Genomic DNA, 15,738 nt, shown 5'->3' with positions numbered 1-15,738 from the left:
GAGCGCACCCGGCGTCGCCTCTGGTGGTGGCGCCACCGGCGACGTGGCCGGCGATCGCCAACGAGCCCGGGCGTGGCGCCCGACGCCGGACTGCTCGGTGAGCGATCCCTCAGCGGGAAGACCTCGCCCCCGGCGACATGCGCCTCTTGCCTGCTCCATTCGGATGACTGGCCGGGCGTTTCGTTGCCCACTGCGGCGCCGAGTGCCACGGTCGAGCCGGACGGAGCAGACGGGGGGCGTCGACATGGCTCTGCATGGTGGCTCAACAGATCGCAAGCATCGGCAACGGGCGAGGTCGCGCCATCGCGTCATGGCCACCGGTGTGCTGATAGGCGTCGCACTGACGCTCCAGGGACTGCCGGCGGCCGCGGCGGACGAGATTCCTGCGCCCGTGGTGTGGACCGATCCTCCGGATGCGTGGATCACGACGTCATGGGTGGGCGCCTCGTGGGCGATCGAGGGTGAGGCCGATGTCGCCGGATGGGCGCTCACTGTCGACCAGGAGGCGGAGTCCGATCCCGGCCAGGAGATCACGCAGCTAGACCCGTACTGGTCGTCCTCGTTGCCGGATGGGGTGCACTGGCTCCACGTCCGGGCCGTGGCACCCGACGGAACCGTCGGCGCCGTCGCGCACACGCGACTAGCGATCGACACGCTCGCACCGGAGGTCGTCGACCTGATATCGGAGTCGCATCCTGCGGGAGAGGTCTCGACGAGCGCCCAGGTGCGACTGTCTTGGACAGTCCCGCCGGACACGTCCGGGGTAGTGGGTTACCAGACGGTCCTGTCGGGCGCGGACTCGCCGCTCGTGGACGAGCCGGAGATCACGACTAAGACGCCAGAGGCAACGGTCGACGTGCCCGGCGACGGGGTGTGGTCGATCAACGTCAGGGCGGTGGACGCTGCGGGGCTGTGGGGACCGTTCTCGACGTACGAAGTGCTCGTCGACGCGGCTGCACCGCAGGCGCCGACCGTGGTCGGCCTCCCGGAGCCGGGAGCGTCGACGAGCCAGCGTCACCTGGTCGCCGGCTTCGCGCCGGCTGACCCCAGCGACGGCGTGGTGGCGTGGGTTGCCACCGTGGACCACTCGCCCACGGCCAGCCTGGACTCGGTCCAGGCGCGGCCAGAGTCACGTCTGGTGACCACCCTGGAGCCTGGGCAGTGGTGGCTTCACGCCGCTGGCGTGGACTCTGCAGGTCGGCTCGGCGCGACCACTGACGTCCCGATCACTGTCACGCCGGACGACTACGTCCTGGACGTGCCTGCCGGTCGGCTGTTCTCAGGACCTGTGCACGTCGAGGCGATCTGCCCGGCGGCCACGGCTGTCTCAGTCCAGGCCATCGCTGCCGACGGGACACGGACTGATGTCGGGGCGCTCACGACCTCGGACGGCGCCTGCGGCGTCGACTGGAACGTGGTCGAGGAGCGTGCCGGTGCCCGCGTGTGGACGGACGGGGACTACGACCTCGTGATCGTTGAGGGTGGCACGGACGTCTCCGCGCCCGTGCGGGTCACGATCGCGGCCGACGCGGGCTCGGTCGCCCGGATAGTTGCTGACCACGCCGCCGGCCTGCTGACCGCAACGGAGCAGGCGGACCTGTTGATCCAAGCGATGGCAGAGCCGGCGGGCCTGCCGCTCGAGTACCAGGCAAGCGGTGTCGCCGAGGTGCCCGACGCGGGGACCCTCGTCTCTGCGCTGATGGCCGGCGGAGAGGTTCCCGAGTCTCTGCTGGCCGACCTCATCCCGACGGTCCTCGACGAGCCGCAGGCGCGATCGACGGGACAGGCGGTCGCGGGCGGCACCCCCATGGGTGCTGCCGACTTCGAGACCTCGTGCGACCAGAGGGTGACGATCCTGCGCGTCGTACTCGACTGCGCAGCCACCTCCGATCACTTCACCGTGCTCTATCACTCCCTCACCATCGGATCCCCGGCCCCTGGTTCGACGCTTCCAGCGGAGGTCGAGCTCGCCCTCACGTCACTCGAGCGAGCGCGCGCCGTGTACAGCGACCACGGGTTCGCCGTGCCGGACTGGACACTCGCCCTCCTCAACCCGAACCTCAACAAGGGAGAGGGCATCTCCCTGCCGTCGCTGAACCCGCTGACTCCACCGGTCATCGCAATGAGCCCCCTCGACATCGAGGAATGGCTTCCCCACCACGAGTTCTTCCACCAGGTGCAGTACCGCTACCTCCAGCCGTCCGTGCAGGCCCTGCGGATGGCCCCCGGATCCACCGACATCTACTGGTGGGTCGAGGCGACCGCGAACTGGGGCGCACACCTGGTGCAGAGCACCGATGCCGGGGGCACGTTCCAGCACCGGGGCACGTACGCGAACTTCCTGTCGACGTTCCTTGAGAACTCGGCTAACAGCCTCGACACCGGCGCACTAACCGAACCTATGACGGGCGGCGGCCCCGAGTACGGGGCCTTCCCCGTGGCGGAGTTCCTACAGCAGCAGTACTCCGACGAGGCGACCGGCGGCGCTGCCGCCATCGAGGGGACGTGGCGCAAGATCGGTCGCCTCTTCCTGCCCCTTAGCGCTGCCAGCGCCGTCGCGTCCGTGATGGCCGACCACGGAGACAGGTACGGCGAGCAGATCCACCTGTTCCGAACGTGGATGTACTCCCTGGGCTACGTCGATGGCTTCGGCGGCTTCACGACCGAGGACGCGCAGCCGGGCCGGTTCTGGCACGACCGGCTCGACACCCCGCACATCGAGCCGTTGGAGGAGGTGACCTTCGGCGAGACGCACCGTCAGCAGTCCGGCACCGTGCGCCTGGGGGCAGGAGGTGCCTCCTACATCGAGTTCACCGGACCGGTGGACCTCACGGGTCAGTTGACCGTCACGGTCGACGCGGGGGCGGCGGCGACCCTCATCGGCCAGGTCGCCGATTTCCCCACGGTCTGCCCGCGGGGCATCACTCCCAGTCGGCTGGCGGCCTCGTCCGCGGCGGCCGCAGAGAACACCGCCACCATCGGTCCCAAGGACGAGCTCGGGTGCGGCAACGCGGTGCTGGTGATCACCAACACCGCTGTGCCGTTACCCCAACTGAACAGGCCGTCGACCGGTGCCACGACCGTCAGCTGGACGGCGACATTCGTCCCGGACATGGTGATGCTGCAGAGCGACAAGCTCGCGCTGGGAATCGGCAACACCGGAGTGGTCGGGTACCGCAGCGGCGTCCAGCGCGAGGGTACCTATCACGTGTCCTTGAGCGACGGCTGGGCGCTGCGAGACGATGAGGTCGCGGGACAGGACTTCGACTACAACGGCGAGAAGACAGTCCAGGCAGGCTCGTTCACCTTCAACCCCGAGCGGTCGACGGCCTACACGGGCACCTCCGTCGGCCCGGTCAACCCACTCGACGGCGCCGGGCTCATCGTCCGCCAACAGGTGCACCCGACGCAGAACCCCAACCTCTACGCGGTGGACATCGCCGTGGAACGTCCTGAGCCACTGCCGCTGCAGACGCCGTCGGAAGGGGGCCACGTCTACTACCGACGCACCACGTCGTGGGACGTGACCTGGTCACGGTACGTGTGGGAGATGGAGTCCAGCTGGTCGCAGAGTGCAGGCGGCGACGACTCGCGTGTGATCGACATCACGGACAAAGCGACATGGACCGACCAGTCCGTTGCCCCGTGGGGGACCTCCGGTTACGCCACATCGGGGCCGCACTGGAGCGCCGGCAGCACCCTCGACCTCGACCTGGGCGTGATCGCCCCAGGGGACTCGGTCTCCTTCACCCTCTACTACGGCGTCGCCCTGACCAAGGCCGATGCGGAAGCAGCCGTGGCCGCCGTGGACGCCGACATCTTCTACCTCGCCTATCCGTCATGGCAGGTACCCGACCAGTCGGCGACAGGGATCTTCGCCTATCGAGCCACCACGCCCACCAGTGGAGCCGCACCGTGACCTCTCACCCCGCAGGCGCACGCCAGACCCTGTCAGCCCTCGCGCTGGCAGCCACCTGCGCTCTCACGACGACGGGCTGCATCTACGACAACCCACCAGGCCGAGCCGCGCTGGTGAACCAGCGCACGACCTCGGTCACGCTGACGTTGGACGGCGCGGCTGCCGAGCCCCAAGAGGTCACTGCACGCAGAGACTCACTGGTCCGGTACGAGGACCGGACCATCAAAGAGGAGGAGCCTTGCGTCGATGTGGGTGCCACGGTGACCGACACCGCCACCGGCCAGATCCTGGGCACCGTCGATCCACCGCTCTGCGGCGAGACCACGATCTACGTCCGCGAGGACGGCACCGTGGAGGTGAGGTAGTTGGCGAGCCCCTGTCGAGCAGGCCGAGCACAACTCGTAGTGGCGCAGGCCCTCCTGTCTTGATCTGAGCGGTGACGTCGTCGCACCGGGTGCGGCCTGTGTGGCTCAACCCCAGCGATGTGCGCTGCCTCAGGTGGTCTCTGCTCAAGGGGCGCTATGCCGAACGGCCGGCCATGCCGTCGGGCACACCGACGCCCGCACCCCAGAGGGATGCGGGCGTCGGCGTGCTCCGGGCGTGCGACCCGGTGGAGCGGTGTGCCGGGGTCAGACGGCCGGCGGGGGCGTCCGGTTGTCGTAGCGCTCCACGACCTCGCGGTGGCTCGTGTTGGCGCGCTGCTTGTTGTAGACCATGCCCATGATCAGGGCGATGATGCCGGCCCCGATCATGATGTAGCCCACCATGTTGAGGTTCACCACGTCCCAGGTGTCGGGGGCGATGGCGAACGCGAGGATCGCGCCCACGACGATGAGGAAGATCCCGCTTCCGATTCCCATGGTCGTACCTCCTTGTCGGCGGTCGGACGACCGACCGGTTCGGTCCGAGCATGGCCGAGGTCGGCGGAGGCCGCCTGTCGAGAGAGGGTGAAGGACCGAGGGGCCGGTCAGCCGTCGCGGCGGGCGATCTTCTCGAGCATCGCGTTGTACTCGGCCAGCTCGGCGTCGCCGTCGCGGTCCGCCGCACGGTCGCGACGTCGGGCCGTGCGCTCGTCGTCCCTGGTCCAGGAGACGGCGACGGCGATCGCGAGAGCGAGCATCGGGAGCTCGCTGATGCCCCAGGCGATGGCGCCGCCGGTCCGCTGATCGTCGAGCGCGGACTCGCCCCAGGGACGCCCGAGGAGGCCGAACCACTCGGGGACCAGCAGCATCTCGGAGCTGACGATCGCGAGGCCGAAGAACGCGTGGAACGCCATGGTCGCGAAGAGCAGCAGGAGCCTCAGCGGGTAGCCCGGACGGCGCGGCCCGGGGTCGATGCCGACGAGCGCGTTGACGAACAGGTACCCGGCGAGCGTGAAGTGGGCGACCATCGCGATGTGGCCCAGGTACGTCGTCAGGGCCAGCTCGAACGCGTCCGAGAAGTAGAAGACGAACATCGACCCCGCGAAGTTGACCGCGGCCACGATGGGGTTCGCGAAGAACCCCGCCCACGTCGAGTGCACGACGCCGAGGAGCCACTCGCGCGGTCCGCGTGAGCCGTCGGTGCGTGCCGGCAGAGCCCGGGCGCCGAGCGTCACGGGGCCCGAGAGCGCGATGAGGATCGGGACGATCATCACGAGCACCATGTGCTGGAGCATGTGCGCGCTGAACAGGACGTGCCCGTAGACCGCGGGGCCGCCCGACGTCGTCCACGCGAGGAGCACCATGCCGGCGAGCCAGCTGAGCGTGCGGCCGACGGGCCACCGGTCGCCACGGAGGCGGAGCCGGCGCACCCAGCGCAGGTAGACGATCGCCCCCGCAAGGCACCCGAGCGCCGGGATCAGGTCCCAGCGGAACGCGGTGAGCCAGAGCTCGGCTGTGGGCGCGGGCGGGAGCGGGTGGCCGGTGACGATCTCGGCCGCGGTCAGGTCCCCGGACGCGACCTCGGGCACGGGCGGTTCGGCCGAGCCGAGCGCCACGGCGACTCCGGAGACGGCCCCCATGACGGCGAGCTCGACGAGCACGAGCCGCCAGAAGAGCCACGGCGCACGCGCGGAGGCCCCGTCCCCCACCCGGGCGTTGACCCGGGGCGAGCCCGCACCAGAGCTGCCCGACGCCGGGGTCCCGGCCCGTGCAGCAGTGGCGCGCCCGCGGGGGGCGGCGTGCGCGCCCGCGAGCGCGGGGATGACGGCGCGGCGGTGCGCCCAGCCGAGGAGGCCGAGCATGCCGAGCAGAGCGATCTTGGCGACGACGAGGAGGCCGTAGGTGGTGCCGAGGTCGTCGAGCGACCCCAGGCGCCCGGCGGCGTTGACGGCCCCGGAGACGCCGACGGCGACGAAGCACCAGCCGGCCACGGCGGAGTAGCGGGCGACGCTCGGGCCCAGGTCCCGGCCAAGCCGGTGGGCGACGAGCGCGAGCGCCGCGAGCGCACCGATCCACAGGGCCGCACCCATCAGGTGCAGGAACATCGACGAGACCGCGAGCTCGTGGTTGGACGCGCCGCTCGCGTGGCCGGTGGTCGACTGCATGACGAGCGCGGACGTCGCGAAGAGCCCGGTGAGCAGGGCCCCGCGCGGGCCCGTGACCAGCAACGTGAGGACGCACGTGAGGGCCGCGACCACGGTGACCGCGAGGTAGGTGCGCCCGATCGACACCTGACCGACGTACAGGCCCAGCTCGGAGCCGAACGTCGGGCCACCGATCGGCCGGCCCGAGACGTAGCCGTAGCTCAGCACCAGGTGCGCGACGCTCGCGACGGCCCACGCGCCGGACGCGAACGCGGCGACGACGACGGTGGCCGGCCACGCGGCGCCGTCGGCCTTGGCGCGTCCACCGGTGCGCGGCAGGACGGCCGCCGCGAGCAGGAGCGCGCCCAGCGTCACCGCGGTGGCGAGCTCGCTCAGCACGCGGCTCGCGGGATACCCCCAGCGCACCACGGCGCCCGGGTCGACGAGCCCGCCGGGGGCGGCTGCGCCGGAGAACAGGAGGGCTGACGCCCCTACCCCGAGTGCGGCGACGACGCCGGCCACGACGCCGGTCCGCGACAGGCGGGCGAGGGCGACGGGGGCGGGCTGGGGCACGTCGCCAGCCTACGGCGGGCGCGTGACGCCGGGGCCGACGGGCGCGACGGCTGCCCTCTGGTCCGGGCCCGGCCGGGCCGGGCCTACCCGCGCTCGCCGGACGTCGACAGCAGCTCGTCCATCCTCGTCACGGCCGCCTCGTCGGCGGTGTTCGCGGCGAGCAGCAGCACCTCGTCCTCCTCGACGAGCAGGACGGCGCGGGCATACCAGAGGGTGTTGCTGCCGTCGTGCGCCCACACCGTCTGGCCGTCCGCGTCGAAGCGGGACCACCCCGCGACGTAGTCCTCGTCGCCGCCGAGGAGGTCCGCGGCGGCGTCGGCCCCGAGCACCGGGGAGCCCTCGCCCCGGAACCCGTCGAGGACGGCCGTGGCGAACGCCGCCCAGTCGGCCATCGGGCAGTGGACCGTGCCTGCCGGGCCGAGCGCGGCAGGGTTGTCGGAGTACGGGTCGTCGGCGGCTACCCCGGCACCGTCGGGCCCGGAGCCGAGCGGGTCACCGGGCCCGGCCGGGGCGCCGAACCCGCACTCCATGCCGAGGGGCTCGAACACCCGGTCCGTGAGCAGCTCCTCCCAGGGGGCGCCGCCGATCCGCTCGGCCACGGCCCCGGCGAGCATGTACCCGACGTTCGCGTAGGCGAACGTCCCCGGCTCACCGGCGGCGCGGAGCGCGTCGACGACGGCGTCGGCGCGCGCCGCGGGGACGTCCGTCGCGGCGTGGAGCGCGAGCAGGTCGAGGCCGTCGTCACTCAGCCCGGCGCGATGGCCGAGGACGTCACGCAGGGTGACTGACGCCGTCGGCTCCACGAGCGCAGCCTCGGGGAACAGCTCGCTCAGCGGAGCGTCCAGGTCGAGGACCCCGTCCTGGACGTAGGTCGCGAGGAGGACGGCCGTCATGGCCTTCGTGTCCGACCCGAGGTGGAACGCGGCGTCTGGTCCGAGCGGTGTCGCGTCCTGGCGTGACCGCTGCCCGGCGACGGCGACCGTGACGTCCCGGTCGGGTCCGACGTGGGCCATCGCGAACCCGGGCGCCACACCGTCCGCGACCGCCGCGGTCGCGTGCTCGTCGAGCCAGGTCTGCCAGTCAGCGGCCTCGGTCTCGGACGCCGAGGTGCTGGGCTCGGGCGAGGGGGAGGTGGCCGGGCCACGGTCCGGCGACCCGCATCCGGCGAGGAGGAGCGGTGCGAGCAGGAGCAGGGAGAGGTGGCGTCGGGTCATGACGTGATCGTCACAGGGCGGTGCGACCCGGGCCATCGGGGAAGACCCTGGTCTTGACCGACAGGCCCGTAAGTCGTAACTTACCGTTCGTGGCGACGAACCAAGCAGCGACCGGCTGGGACCTCCTGGGCGACCCCAGCCGTCGGGCGATCGTCGCGCGCCTCGCCGAGCGCCCCCTGGCCGTGGGGGAGCTGGCGGCCGAGCTGCCCATCAGCCGCCCGGCGGTGTCCCAGCACCTCAAGGTGCTCAAGGACGCGGGGCTCGTGGTGGACGAGCCGTCGGGGACCCGCCGGGTCTACCGGCTCGACCCCATCGCGATGAACGCTCTGCGGGACCAGCTGGAGACCTTCTGGACCCGGACGCTCAGCGGCTACCAGCACCTGGTCGAGCAACCCTCCGAGGAGACACCATGAAGCAGCGAGCAGACGACGCCGTGATGATGCAGGTCGTCGTCGAGGCCCCCATCGAGCGGGCCTTCGCGGTGTTCACCGACAACTTCGGCGACATCAAGCCACCTGAGCACAACCTCCTGAGTGTCCCGGTCGTGGAGACCGTGCTCGAACCGAAGGTCGGCGGCCACATCGTCGACCGCGGCGCCGACGGGAGCGAGTGCCGATGGGCACGCATCCTGGCCTTCGACCCGCCGGACCGGCTCGTGTTCAGCTGGGACATCAGCCCCGAGTGGCAGCTCGAGCCCGACCCCGCGCGCACGAGCGAGGTCGAGGTCCGCTTCATCGCGGAGACCCCGGAGCGCACGCGCGTCGAGGTCGAGCACCGCAACCTGGAGCGGCACGGCGCCGACTGGCGCGACGTCCGTGACGGCGTCGCGGACGACGACGGCTGGCCGCTGTACCTCGCCCGGTACGCGGACTACGTGCGCGGCGGGCGTCAGGGCGCGGCCGACGCCAAGAATTCCCTGTAGCTCTCGAGCGCACCGGGGGCCAGAAGTGCCCGGGGCCACACCACGGCCGTGACCAGCCCGACGGCCGGGACGTCCTCCATCACGGGACGGGCGAGCGAGTGCGCCGCTCGGAGGCGTTCCACGCTGAGCCGCGTACCGAAGGCCTCCCGGTAGGCGCTCTCGGTCTCGTCGACGTCGACGTTGCGGTCGCCGGTGCCGATCATCAGGTGGACCGGGATGTCGCGCGCCGACGCCGCACGCAGGTCGTCGGTCGCGTCCGAGCGGACGTTGCGCAGGACGAAGCCCCACCGCTCGGCGGTCATCGGCTCCGGGTCGGTGGTCTGCTCCCGGTACTCGTCAAAGCTCGCGCCTCGGCGGAGCAGCGCGCGGGTCTCGTCGCTCCTCGCGAGGGCACCGGCACGCTCCTCCGGGTCCACGCCGCGGTGGTCGAGCTCGGCGAGCAGGTTGTACCGGCCCTGCCGTAGCCAGCTGACGGCGGTCCCCACCGCGACGACGGCGTCCACGTCGGGGCGGGCGGCGACCACCTTGGGCACGACCCAGCCTGCCTGGCTCGCCCCCCACAGCACGACCGTGTCGACGGGGAGGTCGCCCTGATCGTGCGCCCAGTCCAGGGCCGCCCCGACCTCCTCCGCCCGGTCGTCCATGCTCTGGGCGAGCCAGTCGCCCTCGGAGGCGCCGACTCCGGGCTTGCTCCACGAGAGCGTGACGTACCCGGCGTCGGCCGCAGCCTCGAACCACGGCGCGTAGAGACCGCCCTGGGTCGCGTCCACGGGCCCGTCGCCGTGCACCATGAGCACGAGCCCGCGCACGGGACCGTCCGCCGGAGAGGTCAGCACGCCGTCGAGCCGGCCTGCGGGGCCGTCGATCGTCACCGCGCGCTGGACGTACCGGAAGTCGTTCCCGACGAGGGCCACCCCCGCGAGCCCGACGAGCACCGCGGCGAGGCAGAGCATGGTCGTCCGGACTCGATGTGTCTTTCTCTTCACGGTCGTAGCGTATGCGATAGTTCTTGCATGGACGCACCCCGGACGAGCCGCGGCTTCACCGAGCACGAGCGAGCGCGCGCCGCCGACCTCTACTGGGAGGCCTTCAGCCGCAAGCTGCGTCCCGCCCTGGTCGACGACGCGACGGGCCTTGCCCTCGTCCGCACGGCACTGAGCCCGGACCGGGTCCTCGTCGCACGCGCGGGCGGGTCCGTCGTCGGCATCTGCGGCTTCTACGAGGGGAACAAGGGAGCGGTGGACCTCACCTGGGCGGGCCTGCGCGGCCGGCTGTCCGCCGCTGCGTCCGTCCGCGCGCTGCTCCTGCTCGCCCCCTTGTCCCGGAGAGCGCAGCGCGACGCGCTCGTGCTCGACGGCATCTGCGTCGACCCGGCGCTGCGCGGCCGCGGCATCGGGTCAGCGCTCCTCGAGGCCGCGACCGACCACGCGCGGAGCCGTGGGGCCCGGGCGGTCCGGCTCTCGGTCGTCGACACCAACCCACGCGCCAGGGCCCTGTACGACCGCCTGGGCTTCGAGCCCGCCGGCTCGGGGTCGCTCGGCCCGTTCGGTGCCGTCTACGGGTTCTCCGGGTACACCGTCATGGAACGGGCGGTCGCCCGGTGAGGGCGGCGATCGCGCCCCGGACGGTCGTCGAGGCATTCCTGCCTGCCGAGGGGACGGTGCCGCTCGCCGCGGTCTACGACACGGCGAACCTCGCCGGCGTCGACGACCAGCCGCTGCGCCTGGCGATCCGGCGCATGGTCGCCGCGGGCGACGTGGTCCAGGCGGGACGCGGCCGGTCCGGAGCCCTGTCGCTGACCACGGCGGGACGCGACCGCCTTCATCGGGACCGCATGGGTCTCGCGCTGGCTCACGCCCAGGACGCCGGCGCGGCACCGTGGGACGGGCGGTGGCGGCTGGTCGCGCTCAGCGTCCCCGAGCAGGAGCGCGCGCTGCGTGACGCCCTGCGGCGCGACCTCCGCGAGCTGGGTGCGGTCGCCGTGTCCACCGGCCTGTACGTCAGTCCTCACGACCTCGCCGACACGCTCTCCCCCGTCGCGCGCGCACACCTGACGACGGCGACCACCGCCGACCTCGACGTCCGCGGCACCCGCGACCCTCGGGCTCTCGCCGAGACGCTCTGGCCGGCCGCACCCGTCAGGAGCGCCTACCGAACCCTGGCCACCGCGCTCGCGCAGGACGCGCATGACACCTCGGTCCCTGTCGCCGTGCGGCAGCTCCGGCTCGCGGACGCGCTCGAACGCGCGATGCGCGACGACCCCCTGCTGCCCCTCGAGCTGCGCGACGACCCCTGGCCGCCCACCGCCGTCCGGCGGGCGTGGGGCGAGCGGTGGGAGGCACTGAGCTCGGCGGCGCCGGCCATGCCGCTCTATGCCGGCTGGTGGCCGCCGACGACCGACGGCTAGAGCCAGCCCCGCTTCTTGAACACCACGTAGAGCCCGCCGCAGACGGCCGCCATGAGCAGGATCGCGAACGGGTAGCCGAACGCCCAGTGGAGCTCGGGCATGTGGTCGAAGTTCATCCCGTACACGGTGCCGACGAGCGTGGGCGCGAAGAGGATGGCCGCCCACGAGGAGATGCGCTTGACCTCCTCGTTCTGGGACAGGCTGGCCTCGGTGAGCCGCCGCGCCTCCTCGTTCTGCCGTTGCCCGACGAGCGTCGCGTTGACCGTGAGGATGTTCTGCAGCAGGGCGCGGAAGCCGTCGACCCGGTCGACGACGGGGATCACGTGGTCCTCGACGTCGCGCAGGTGCTGCTGCAGCTCCTCGTGGACGCCGTACTTGGAGAAGCCCGCGCGCAGGGCCGCGAGCATGTCGACGAGCGGTCGCGTGGCCCGGTGGAACTCCGTGACCTCCCGGGAGAGCTCGTAGATGCGGCGGGAGACGCCCGGGTCACCCTCGAAGACCTGGTCCTCGATCTCGTCGATGTCGTTCTCCAGGCCCGCGACCACGGGCCCGTACTCGTCGACCACCTGGTCGAGGAGCGCGTACAGGACCGCCTCGGGCCCGAGCGCCAGCAGCTCGGGCGACGCCTCGAGGCGGCGTCGGACGAGCGCGACGTCGGGCGACTCCGCGTGCCGCACGGTCACCACGAAGTCCGGGCCGGTGAACACGTGGAGCTCACCGAACTCGACGCGCTCGTCCTGCTCGATGTACCGGGCCGGCCGCAGCACGGTGAACAGCACGTCGCCGTAGCGCTCGAGCTTGGGCCGCTGGTGCGCCGTGATGGTGTCCTCGACCGCGAGCGCGTGGATGCCGAACTCCTCGGCGACGGACAGGACCTCCTCCGGCGTCGGCCGGTAGAGGCCGATCCAGCCCATGCCCTTCTCGTCCCGGAGCAGCTCGTAGGTCACCTCGAGCGACTCCGGCTCGCAGTGCCGCACGCCGGCGACGTACACCGCGTTGTCGACGACTCCCACGTGGACCACCTCGACTCGGAAGGGAGCGCCCGCGACCACCACGGGATCAGGTGCCGATCCTCCCAGGGATCAGGGACGCGGGTGCGCCGGCACGCGCCCGCGACCGGTCGCCGTCAGACGGCGGCGTGCTGCCGCCGGGAGCGCACCGCGCCCCACACGGCGGCGGCGAAGCCCACGGAGGCGCCCACACCCACCCCGTACGCCATGCTCGCCCCGGCTCCGCCCAGCACCAGGGCGCGGATGGCTCCCGCGACGAGGAGGAGGAGCAGGCCGTAGTAGGGGATCATCCGGCGGGAGGAGAACGACGTCGTCTCGTCGACCTGCACGCCGAGCCGGCTGGCGTAGAGCAGCGTGAAGCCCGCGACGAGGTTGACGAGGACCACCAGGGCCAGCCCGTACGGCAGGGCCGCGGCGCCGCCGATCCACAGCATGGCCGCCGCCAGCGCCGTCCCGAGCCACAGCGTCAGCTGGAGGCCGACCGCGGACGCCTCGTTCCACACGTCGCGGTGGCGCTCCTCCTCGTAGAAGGGGCTCGTCAGGTCACCGATCTTCGCCGCCGCCACGACGAGCCAGTCGTCGCGGTGGATCCGCTCGGCGTCCTCCGACAGGCCCTGACCGCTCTCGTGCGCGACGTCCCTGGTCACCGCTCGACCTCCGTGCTCTGGCCACGCGCGGGTTCTTCCGCGGCGGCGTCCTCTGCGAACAGCTGCTCCACCGTGGCGCCCAGGCACCGGCTGATCGCCAGGGCCAGGTACACCGAGGGGGCGTAGTCGCCTGACTCGAGGGCGACGACCGTCTGGCGGCTCACCCCGACCTCGGCGGCCAGCTCGGCCTGGGTCATGCCGCGCAGCGTGCGCGCCACCCGGACGCCGTTGCGCCGACCCTGTGCTGAGCTCCGTCCCACGACTCAAGAGTCAAGTAAACTTGGCTCTGTGTCAAGTAGACGCGACATGGCTGCGGCGGGCCGGGCGGGCCGCTCAGACGCGGCGCGCGACGAGGTCGGCGAACCGGGCGGCGTTGGCCGGGTCGACGTCGAGGTAGAGGCCCGGCTCGATGAGCTCGAGCTCCGAGACCACCCAGGCGCCCTGCCAGCGCATGAGGTCGACGCGCGCGTAGGGGAGGTCGGCGTCGAGCAGCTCGGCCGCCGCCCGCACGACGTCTTCCGCGAGCCGGCCCAGAGCGGCGTCGACGGGCACCGGCCGCGAGCTCCCGCCGTACAGCTCGTGGACCCGGATCTCGTCGCCGCCCGGCGCCTTGGCCACCTGGCTGACGGCGCCGCCGTCGAGCACGTAGACGGACGTCTCGCCGTCGGTCCGCACCGACTCGACGAGGGGCTGGACCACCCACGGGCCGGCCGTCAGGCCCTCGAGCCGGTGGTCCGTGGTGCTCTGCGCGACGACGACGCCGACGCCGCCCGCGCCCGTGCGCGGCTTGATCACGACGGTGCCCCAACGCTCGAGAGCCGCACGCAGACCCGGGACGAGCGTCGCGTCGTCGAGCAGGGCGGTAGGCACGACGGGCACGCGGTCCGCGAGCGCGCACAGGTAGGACTTGTCGGCGTTCCACGCGAAGACGTCCGGCCCGTTGAGCATCGGGGCGGCCGCGGCTGCGCGCCGCGCCCACTCGAGGAACTCCGGGCACCTGCGGTGGTAGTCCCACGCCGCACGCACGACGACGAGGCGCGCCCCGGCCCAGTCGACGCCCGGGTCGTCCCACACGACCCATCGCGCACCGACGCCGCGCCCGGCGAGCTCGGAGACCAGGAGGTCCCCGCCGGGCTCGCCGTCGGGTGCGAGCGCGAAGGTCACGAGGAGCACGTCGGGGGTAGCGGCCACGCGGTCACTCTAGGCACGGGCGGATCATGGAACGCGTCGACCCGGCACACGGTTCGCCTACGCGTCGCGAGTCGGGAGCACCTCGACCCACCGGGTCAGGAGCGACTCGAGCCGTCCCAGGTCCGCGTCGCTCAGACCCGCCGTCAGACGTGCGTCGACGGCGAGGACATGACCTGCGCCGCGTTCCACGAGGTCGTGCCCTGCGGCGCTGAGCACCACCTCGACCCTGCGGCCCGACGACGGTCGTCGGGTCACGAGGCCGTCGCGCTCCGCGCGGGCCACGCGCTGGGAGATCGCGCCGGCGCTCACGAGGCACCGCTCGGCCAGCTGGCGGGTCGTCAGGACGTAGGGGTCGCCCGAGCGTCGCAGCGTGCTGAGGAGATCCAGGGTTCCGGCGTCGATGCCGACCTCGGCCAGTGCTCGCTCCCGGGCGCGGCGCAGCTCGGCGGAGATCGTCTTCGCGGCCCAGACGACCGGGATCGACCGCGTGGGCACGCCGGGCAGCTCCCTCGCCCAGGCCGCGGCGACCGTGGCCGCCGTCTCGCGCTCGCCGTCTGGCATCGGTCGGACCTCCGTGGTGAGATGCTTGTTTAGACCTAAACGTAACGGAGAGGAGCGCATCATGCCGAGAACCGTGCTCGTGACCGGCGGTGTCAGCGGGATAGGGCGAGCGATCGCCGGCAGGTTCGTCGAGGCGGGCGACGACGTCGTCGTGACGAGCCGCTCAGCCGACGTCGTCGCACGCGCCAGCGGCATCGGCGCACGCGGCGTCCAGCTGGACCTCGAGTCGACGGCTTCGATCGCGAGCCTGCCCGCTGTGCTCGACGGTGGCGTCGACGTGCTCGTCAACAACGCCGGCGGGTTCGCCACGTCGCCGCCCGGGGCCGACGCGTCACTCGCCGACGTCGCGGAGCACTGGCGACGCAACCTCACGGTCAACGTCATCGGCGCAGCCCTCGTCGTCGCGGTGCTCGAGGAGCGGCTGCGCCCCGGAGGAGCAGTGATCAGCATCGGCTCCATCGGTGCCGAGTACGCGGGCAACCCGTACTCCACGGCCAAGGCCGCCCTCCAGGCCTGGAGCGCGGGCCTCTCCGAGCGTCTCGGCCCGCGGGACATCACGGTCAACGCGGTCGCCCCCGGCTACGTCGAGGGCACCGACCTCTTCGGTGGACCCGTCAGCGAGACGCGGCGAGCCACGCTGATCAGCAAGACGCACGTCGGGCGTCCCGGCCGACCCGCGCACGTCGCGGGGCTCGTCGCGTTCCTGGCATCGGCCGACGCCCGCCACATCACTGGTCAGACGCTCCACGTCGACGGCGGGGCCCACACGACCCGGTGACTACCCTCGG

At 72.3% G+C, this 15,738-nt stretch carries 16 protein-coding genes; 7 read left to right on the top strand and 9 right to left on the bottom strand.

Annotation, left to right across the window (positions count from 1 at the left end):
• The first annotated feature begins 43 nt into the window (after positions 1–43).
• Together FZ988_RS08275 and FZ988_RS08270 are read left to right on the top strand one after the other, a co-directional pair.
• Complete coding sequence (locus FZ988_RS08275) at positions 44–3,919, top strand: phage tail protein (protein WP_149203523.1); 3,876 nt, start codon at positions 44–46, stop codon at positions 3,917–3,919.
• A complete protein-coding gene (locus FZ988_RS08270) occupies positions 3,916–4,284 on the top strand; it encodes a hypothetical protein (protein WP_149203522.1) in 369 nt (122 codons plus the stop codon). Before FZ988_RS08275 ends, FZ988_RS08270 begins: the two co-directional genes overlap by 4 nt.
• Positions 4,285–4,548: 264 nt before the next feature.
• Here the strand turns inward: FZ988_RS08270 and FZ988_RS08265 are convergent, their stop codons facing one another.
• From FZ988_RS08265 to FZ988_RS08255, 3 genes are all read right to left on the bottom strand, one after another.
• Positions 4,549–4,779, bottom strand: a complete 231-nt coding sequence (locus tag FZ988_RS08265) for a DUF6458 family protein (protein ID WP_149203521.1) — start codon at positions 4,777–4,779, stop codon at positions 4,549–4,551.
• Between the two features lie 107 nt (positions 4,780–4,886).
• Entirely contained in the window at positions 4,887–6,998 is a 2,112-nt protein-coding gene (locus FZ988_RS08260) for a bifunctional copper resistance protein CopD/cytochrome c oxidase assembly protein (protein WP_149203520.1), read from the bottom strand.
• Positions 6,999–7,081: 83 nt separating this feature from the next.
• On the bottom strand, positions 7,082–8,212 hold the full coding sequence (locus tag FZ988_RS08255) for a serine hydrolase domain-containing protein (RefSeq protein WP_188079030.1): 1,131 nt from the start codon (positions 8,210–8,212) through the stop codon (positions 7,082–7,084).
• 89 nt (positions 8,213–8,301) lie between these two features.
• Here FZ988_RS08255 and FZ988_RS08250 point away from each other — a divergent pair, with 89 nt between their 5' ends.
• A complete protein-coding gene (locus tag FZ988_RS08250; RefSeq protein ID WP_223145062.1) occupies positions 8,302–8,625 on the top strand; it encodes an ArsR/SmtB family transcription factor in 324 nt (107 codons plus the stop codon).
• Positions 8,622–9,134: an SRPBCC family protein gene (locus tag FZ988_RS08245; protein WP_149203518.1), complete on the top strand. Its 513-nt coding sequence runs from the start codon at positions 8,622–8,624 to the stop codon at positions 9,132–9,134. The genes FZ988_RS08250 and FZ988_RS08245 overlap by 4 nt, the downstream gene beginning before the upstream one ends.
• Here FZ988_RS08245 and FZ988_RS08240 read toward each other — a convergent pair.
• The gene (locus FZ988_RS08240) at positions 9,101–10,120 is read right to left on the bottom strand and encodes an alpha/beta hydrolase family protein (RefSeq protein ID WP_246169320.1); all 1,020 of its coding nucleotides are present in this window, start codon (positions 10,118–10,120) and stop codon (positions 9,101–9,103) included. The two genes, FZ988_RS08245 and FZ988_RS08240, sit on opposite strands and share 34 nt — an antisense overlap.
• 27 nt (positions 10,121–10,147) lie before the next feature.
• Between FZ988_RS08240 and FZ988_RS08235 the strand changes: the two genes are divergently transcribed.
• The gene (locus FZ988_RS08235; RefSeq protein ID WP_149203517.1) at positions 10,148–10,738 is read left to right on the top strand and encodes a GNAT family N-acetyltransferase; all 591 of its coding nucleotides are present in this window, start codon (positions 10,148–10,150) and stop codon (positions 10,736–10,738) included.
• A complete protein-coding gene (locus FZ988_RS08230; protein WP_149203516.1) occupies positions 10,735–11,541 on the top strand; it encodes a PaaX family transcriptional regulator in 807 nt (268 codons plus the stop codon). Before FZ988_RS08235 ends, FZ988_RS08230 begins: the two co-directional genes overlap by 4 nt.
• Here FZ988_RS08230 and FZ988_RS08225 read toward each other — a convergent pair.
• The 5 genes from FZ988_RS08225 to FZ988_RS08205 all read right to left on the bottom strand — a co-directional run bounded on the left by FZ988_RS08225 (position 11,538) and on the right by FZ988_RS08205 (position 14,950).
• A complete protein-coding gene (locus FZ988_RS08225; protein WP_149203515.1) occupies positions 11,538–12,554 on the bottom strand; it encodes a magnesium and cobalt transport protein CorA in 1,017 nt (338 codons plus the stop codon). The two genes, FZ988_RS08230 and FZ988_RS08225, sit on opposite strands and share 4 nt — an antisense overlap.
• Before the next feature lie 113 nt (positions 12,555–12,667).
• Positions 12,668–13,198 (bottom strand): hypothetical protein, encoded by a 531-nt coding sequence (locus FZ988_RS08220; RefSeq protein WP_149203514.1) that lies wholly within the window; start codon positions 13,196–13,198, stop codon positions 12,668–12,670.
• Complete coding sequence (locus FZ988_RS08215; protein WP_342781221.1) at positions 13,195–13,416, bottom strand: helix-turn-helix transcriptional regulator; 222 nt, start codon at positions 13,414–13,416, stop codon at positions 13,195–13,197. The genes FZ988_RS08220 and FZ988_RS08215 overlap by 4 nt, the downstream gene beginning before the upstream one ends.
• Before the next feature lie 115 nt (positions 13,417–13,531).
• Complete coding sequence (locus FZ988_RS08210) at positions 13,532–14,389, bottom strand: ATP-grasp domain-containing protein (protein ID WP_149203512.1); 858 nt, start codon at positions 14,387–14,389, stop codon at positions 13,532–13,534.
• Between the two features lie 57 nt (positions 14,390–14,446).
• Positions 14,447–14,950, bottom strand: a complete 504-nt coding sequence (locus FZ988_RS08205) for a MarR family winged helix-turn-helix transcriptional regulator (protein WP_149203511.1) — start codon at positions 14,948–14,950, stop codon at positions 14,447–14,449.
• A 61-nt stretch (positions 14,951–15,011) separates the two neighbouring features.
• Here FZ988_RS08205 and FZ988_RS08200 point away from each other — a divergent pair, with 61 nt between their 5' ends.
• Complete coding sequence (locus FZ988_RS08200) at positions 15,012–15,728, top strand: SDR family NAD(P)-dependent oxidoreductase (RefSeq protein ID WP_149203510.1); 717 nt, start codon at positions 15,012–15,014, stop codon at positions 15,726–15,728.
• Positions 15,729–15,738: the final 10 nt, after the last annotated feature.

It is taken from the genome of Actinotalea subterranea, from assembly GCF_008364845.1.
GTDB classification, from domain to species: Bacteria; Actinomycetota; Actinomycetes; order Actinomycetales; family Cellulomonadaceae; genus Actinotalea; species Actinotalea subterranea.
This window is presented reverse-complemented; position numbering and strand designations above follow the sequence as displayed.

Bases quoted from the DNA above. Each gene is read 5' to 3' on its own strand.
- FZ988_RS08200 (WP_149203510.1), top strand. From the start codon at position 15,012: ATGCCGAGAACCGTGCTCGTGACCGGCGGTGTCAGCGGGATAGGGCGA.
- FZ988_RS08265 (WP_149203521.1), bottom strand. From the start codon at position 4,779: ATGGGAATCGGAAGCGGGATCTTCCTCATCGTCGTGGGCGCGATCCTC.
- FZ988_RS08205 (WP_149203511.1), bottom strand. From the start codon at position 14,950: ATGCCAGACGGCGAGCGCGAGACGGCGGCCACGGTCGCCGCGGCCTGG.
- FZ988_RS08245 (WP_149203518.1), top strand. From the start codon at position 8,622: ATGAAGCAGCGAGCAGACGACGCCGTGATGATGCAGGTCGTCGTCGAG.
- FZ988_RS08235 (WP_149203517.1), top strand. From the start codon at position 10,148: ATGGACGCACCCCGGACGAGCCGCGGCTTCACCGAGCACGAGCGAGCG.
- FZ988_RS08255 (WP_188079030.1), bottom strand. From the start codon at position 8,212: ATGACCCGACGCCACCTCTCCCTGCTCCTGCTCGCACCGCTCCTCCTC.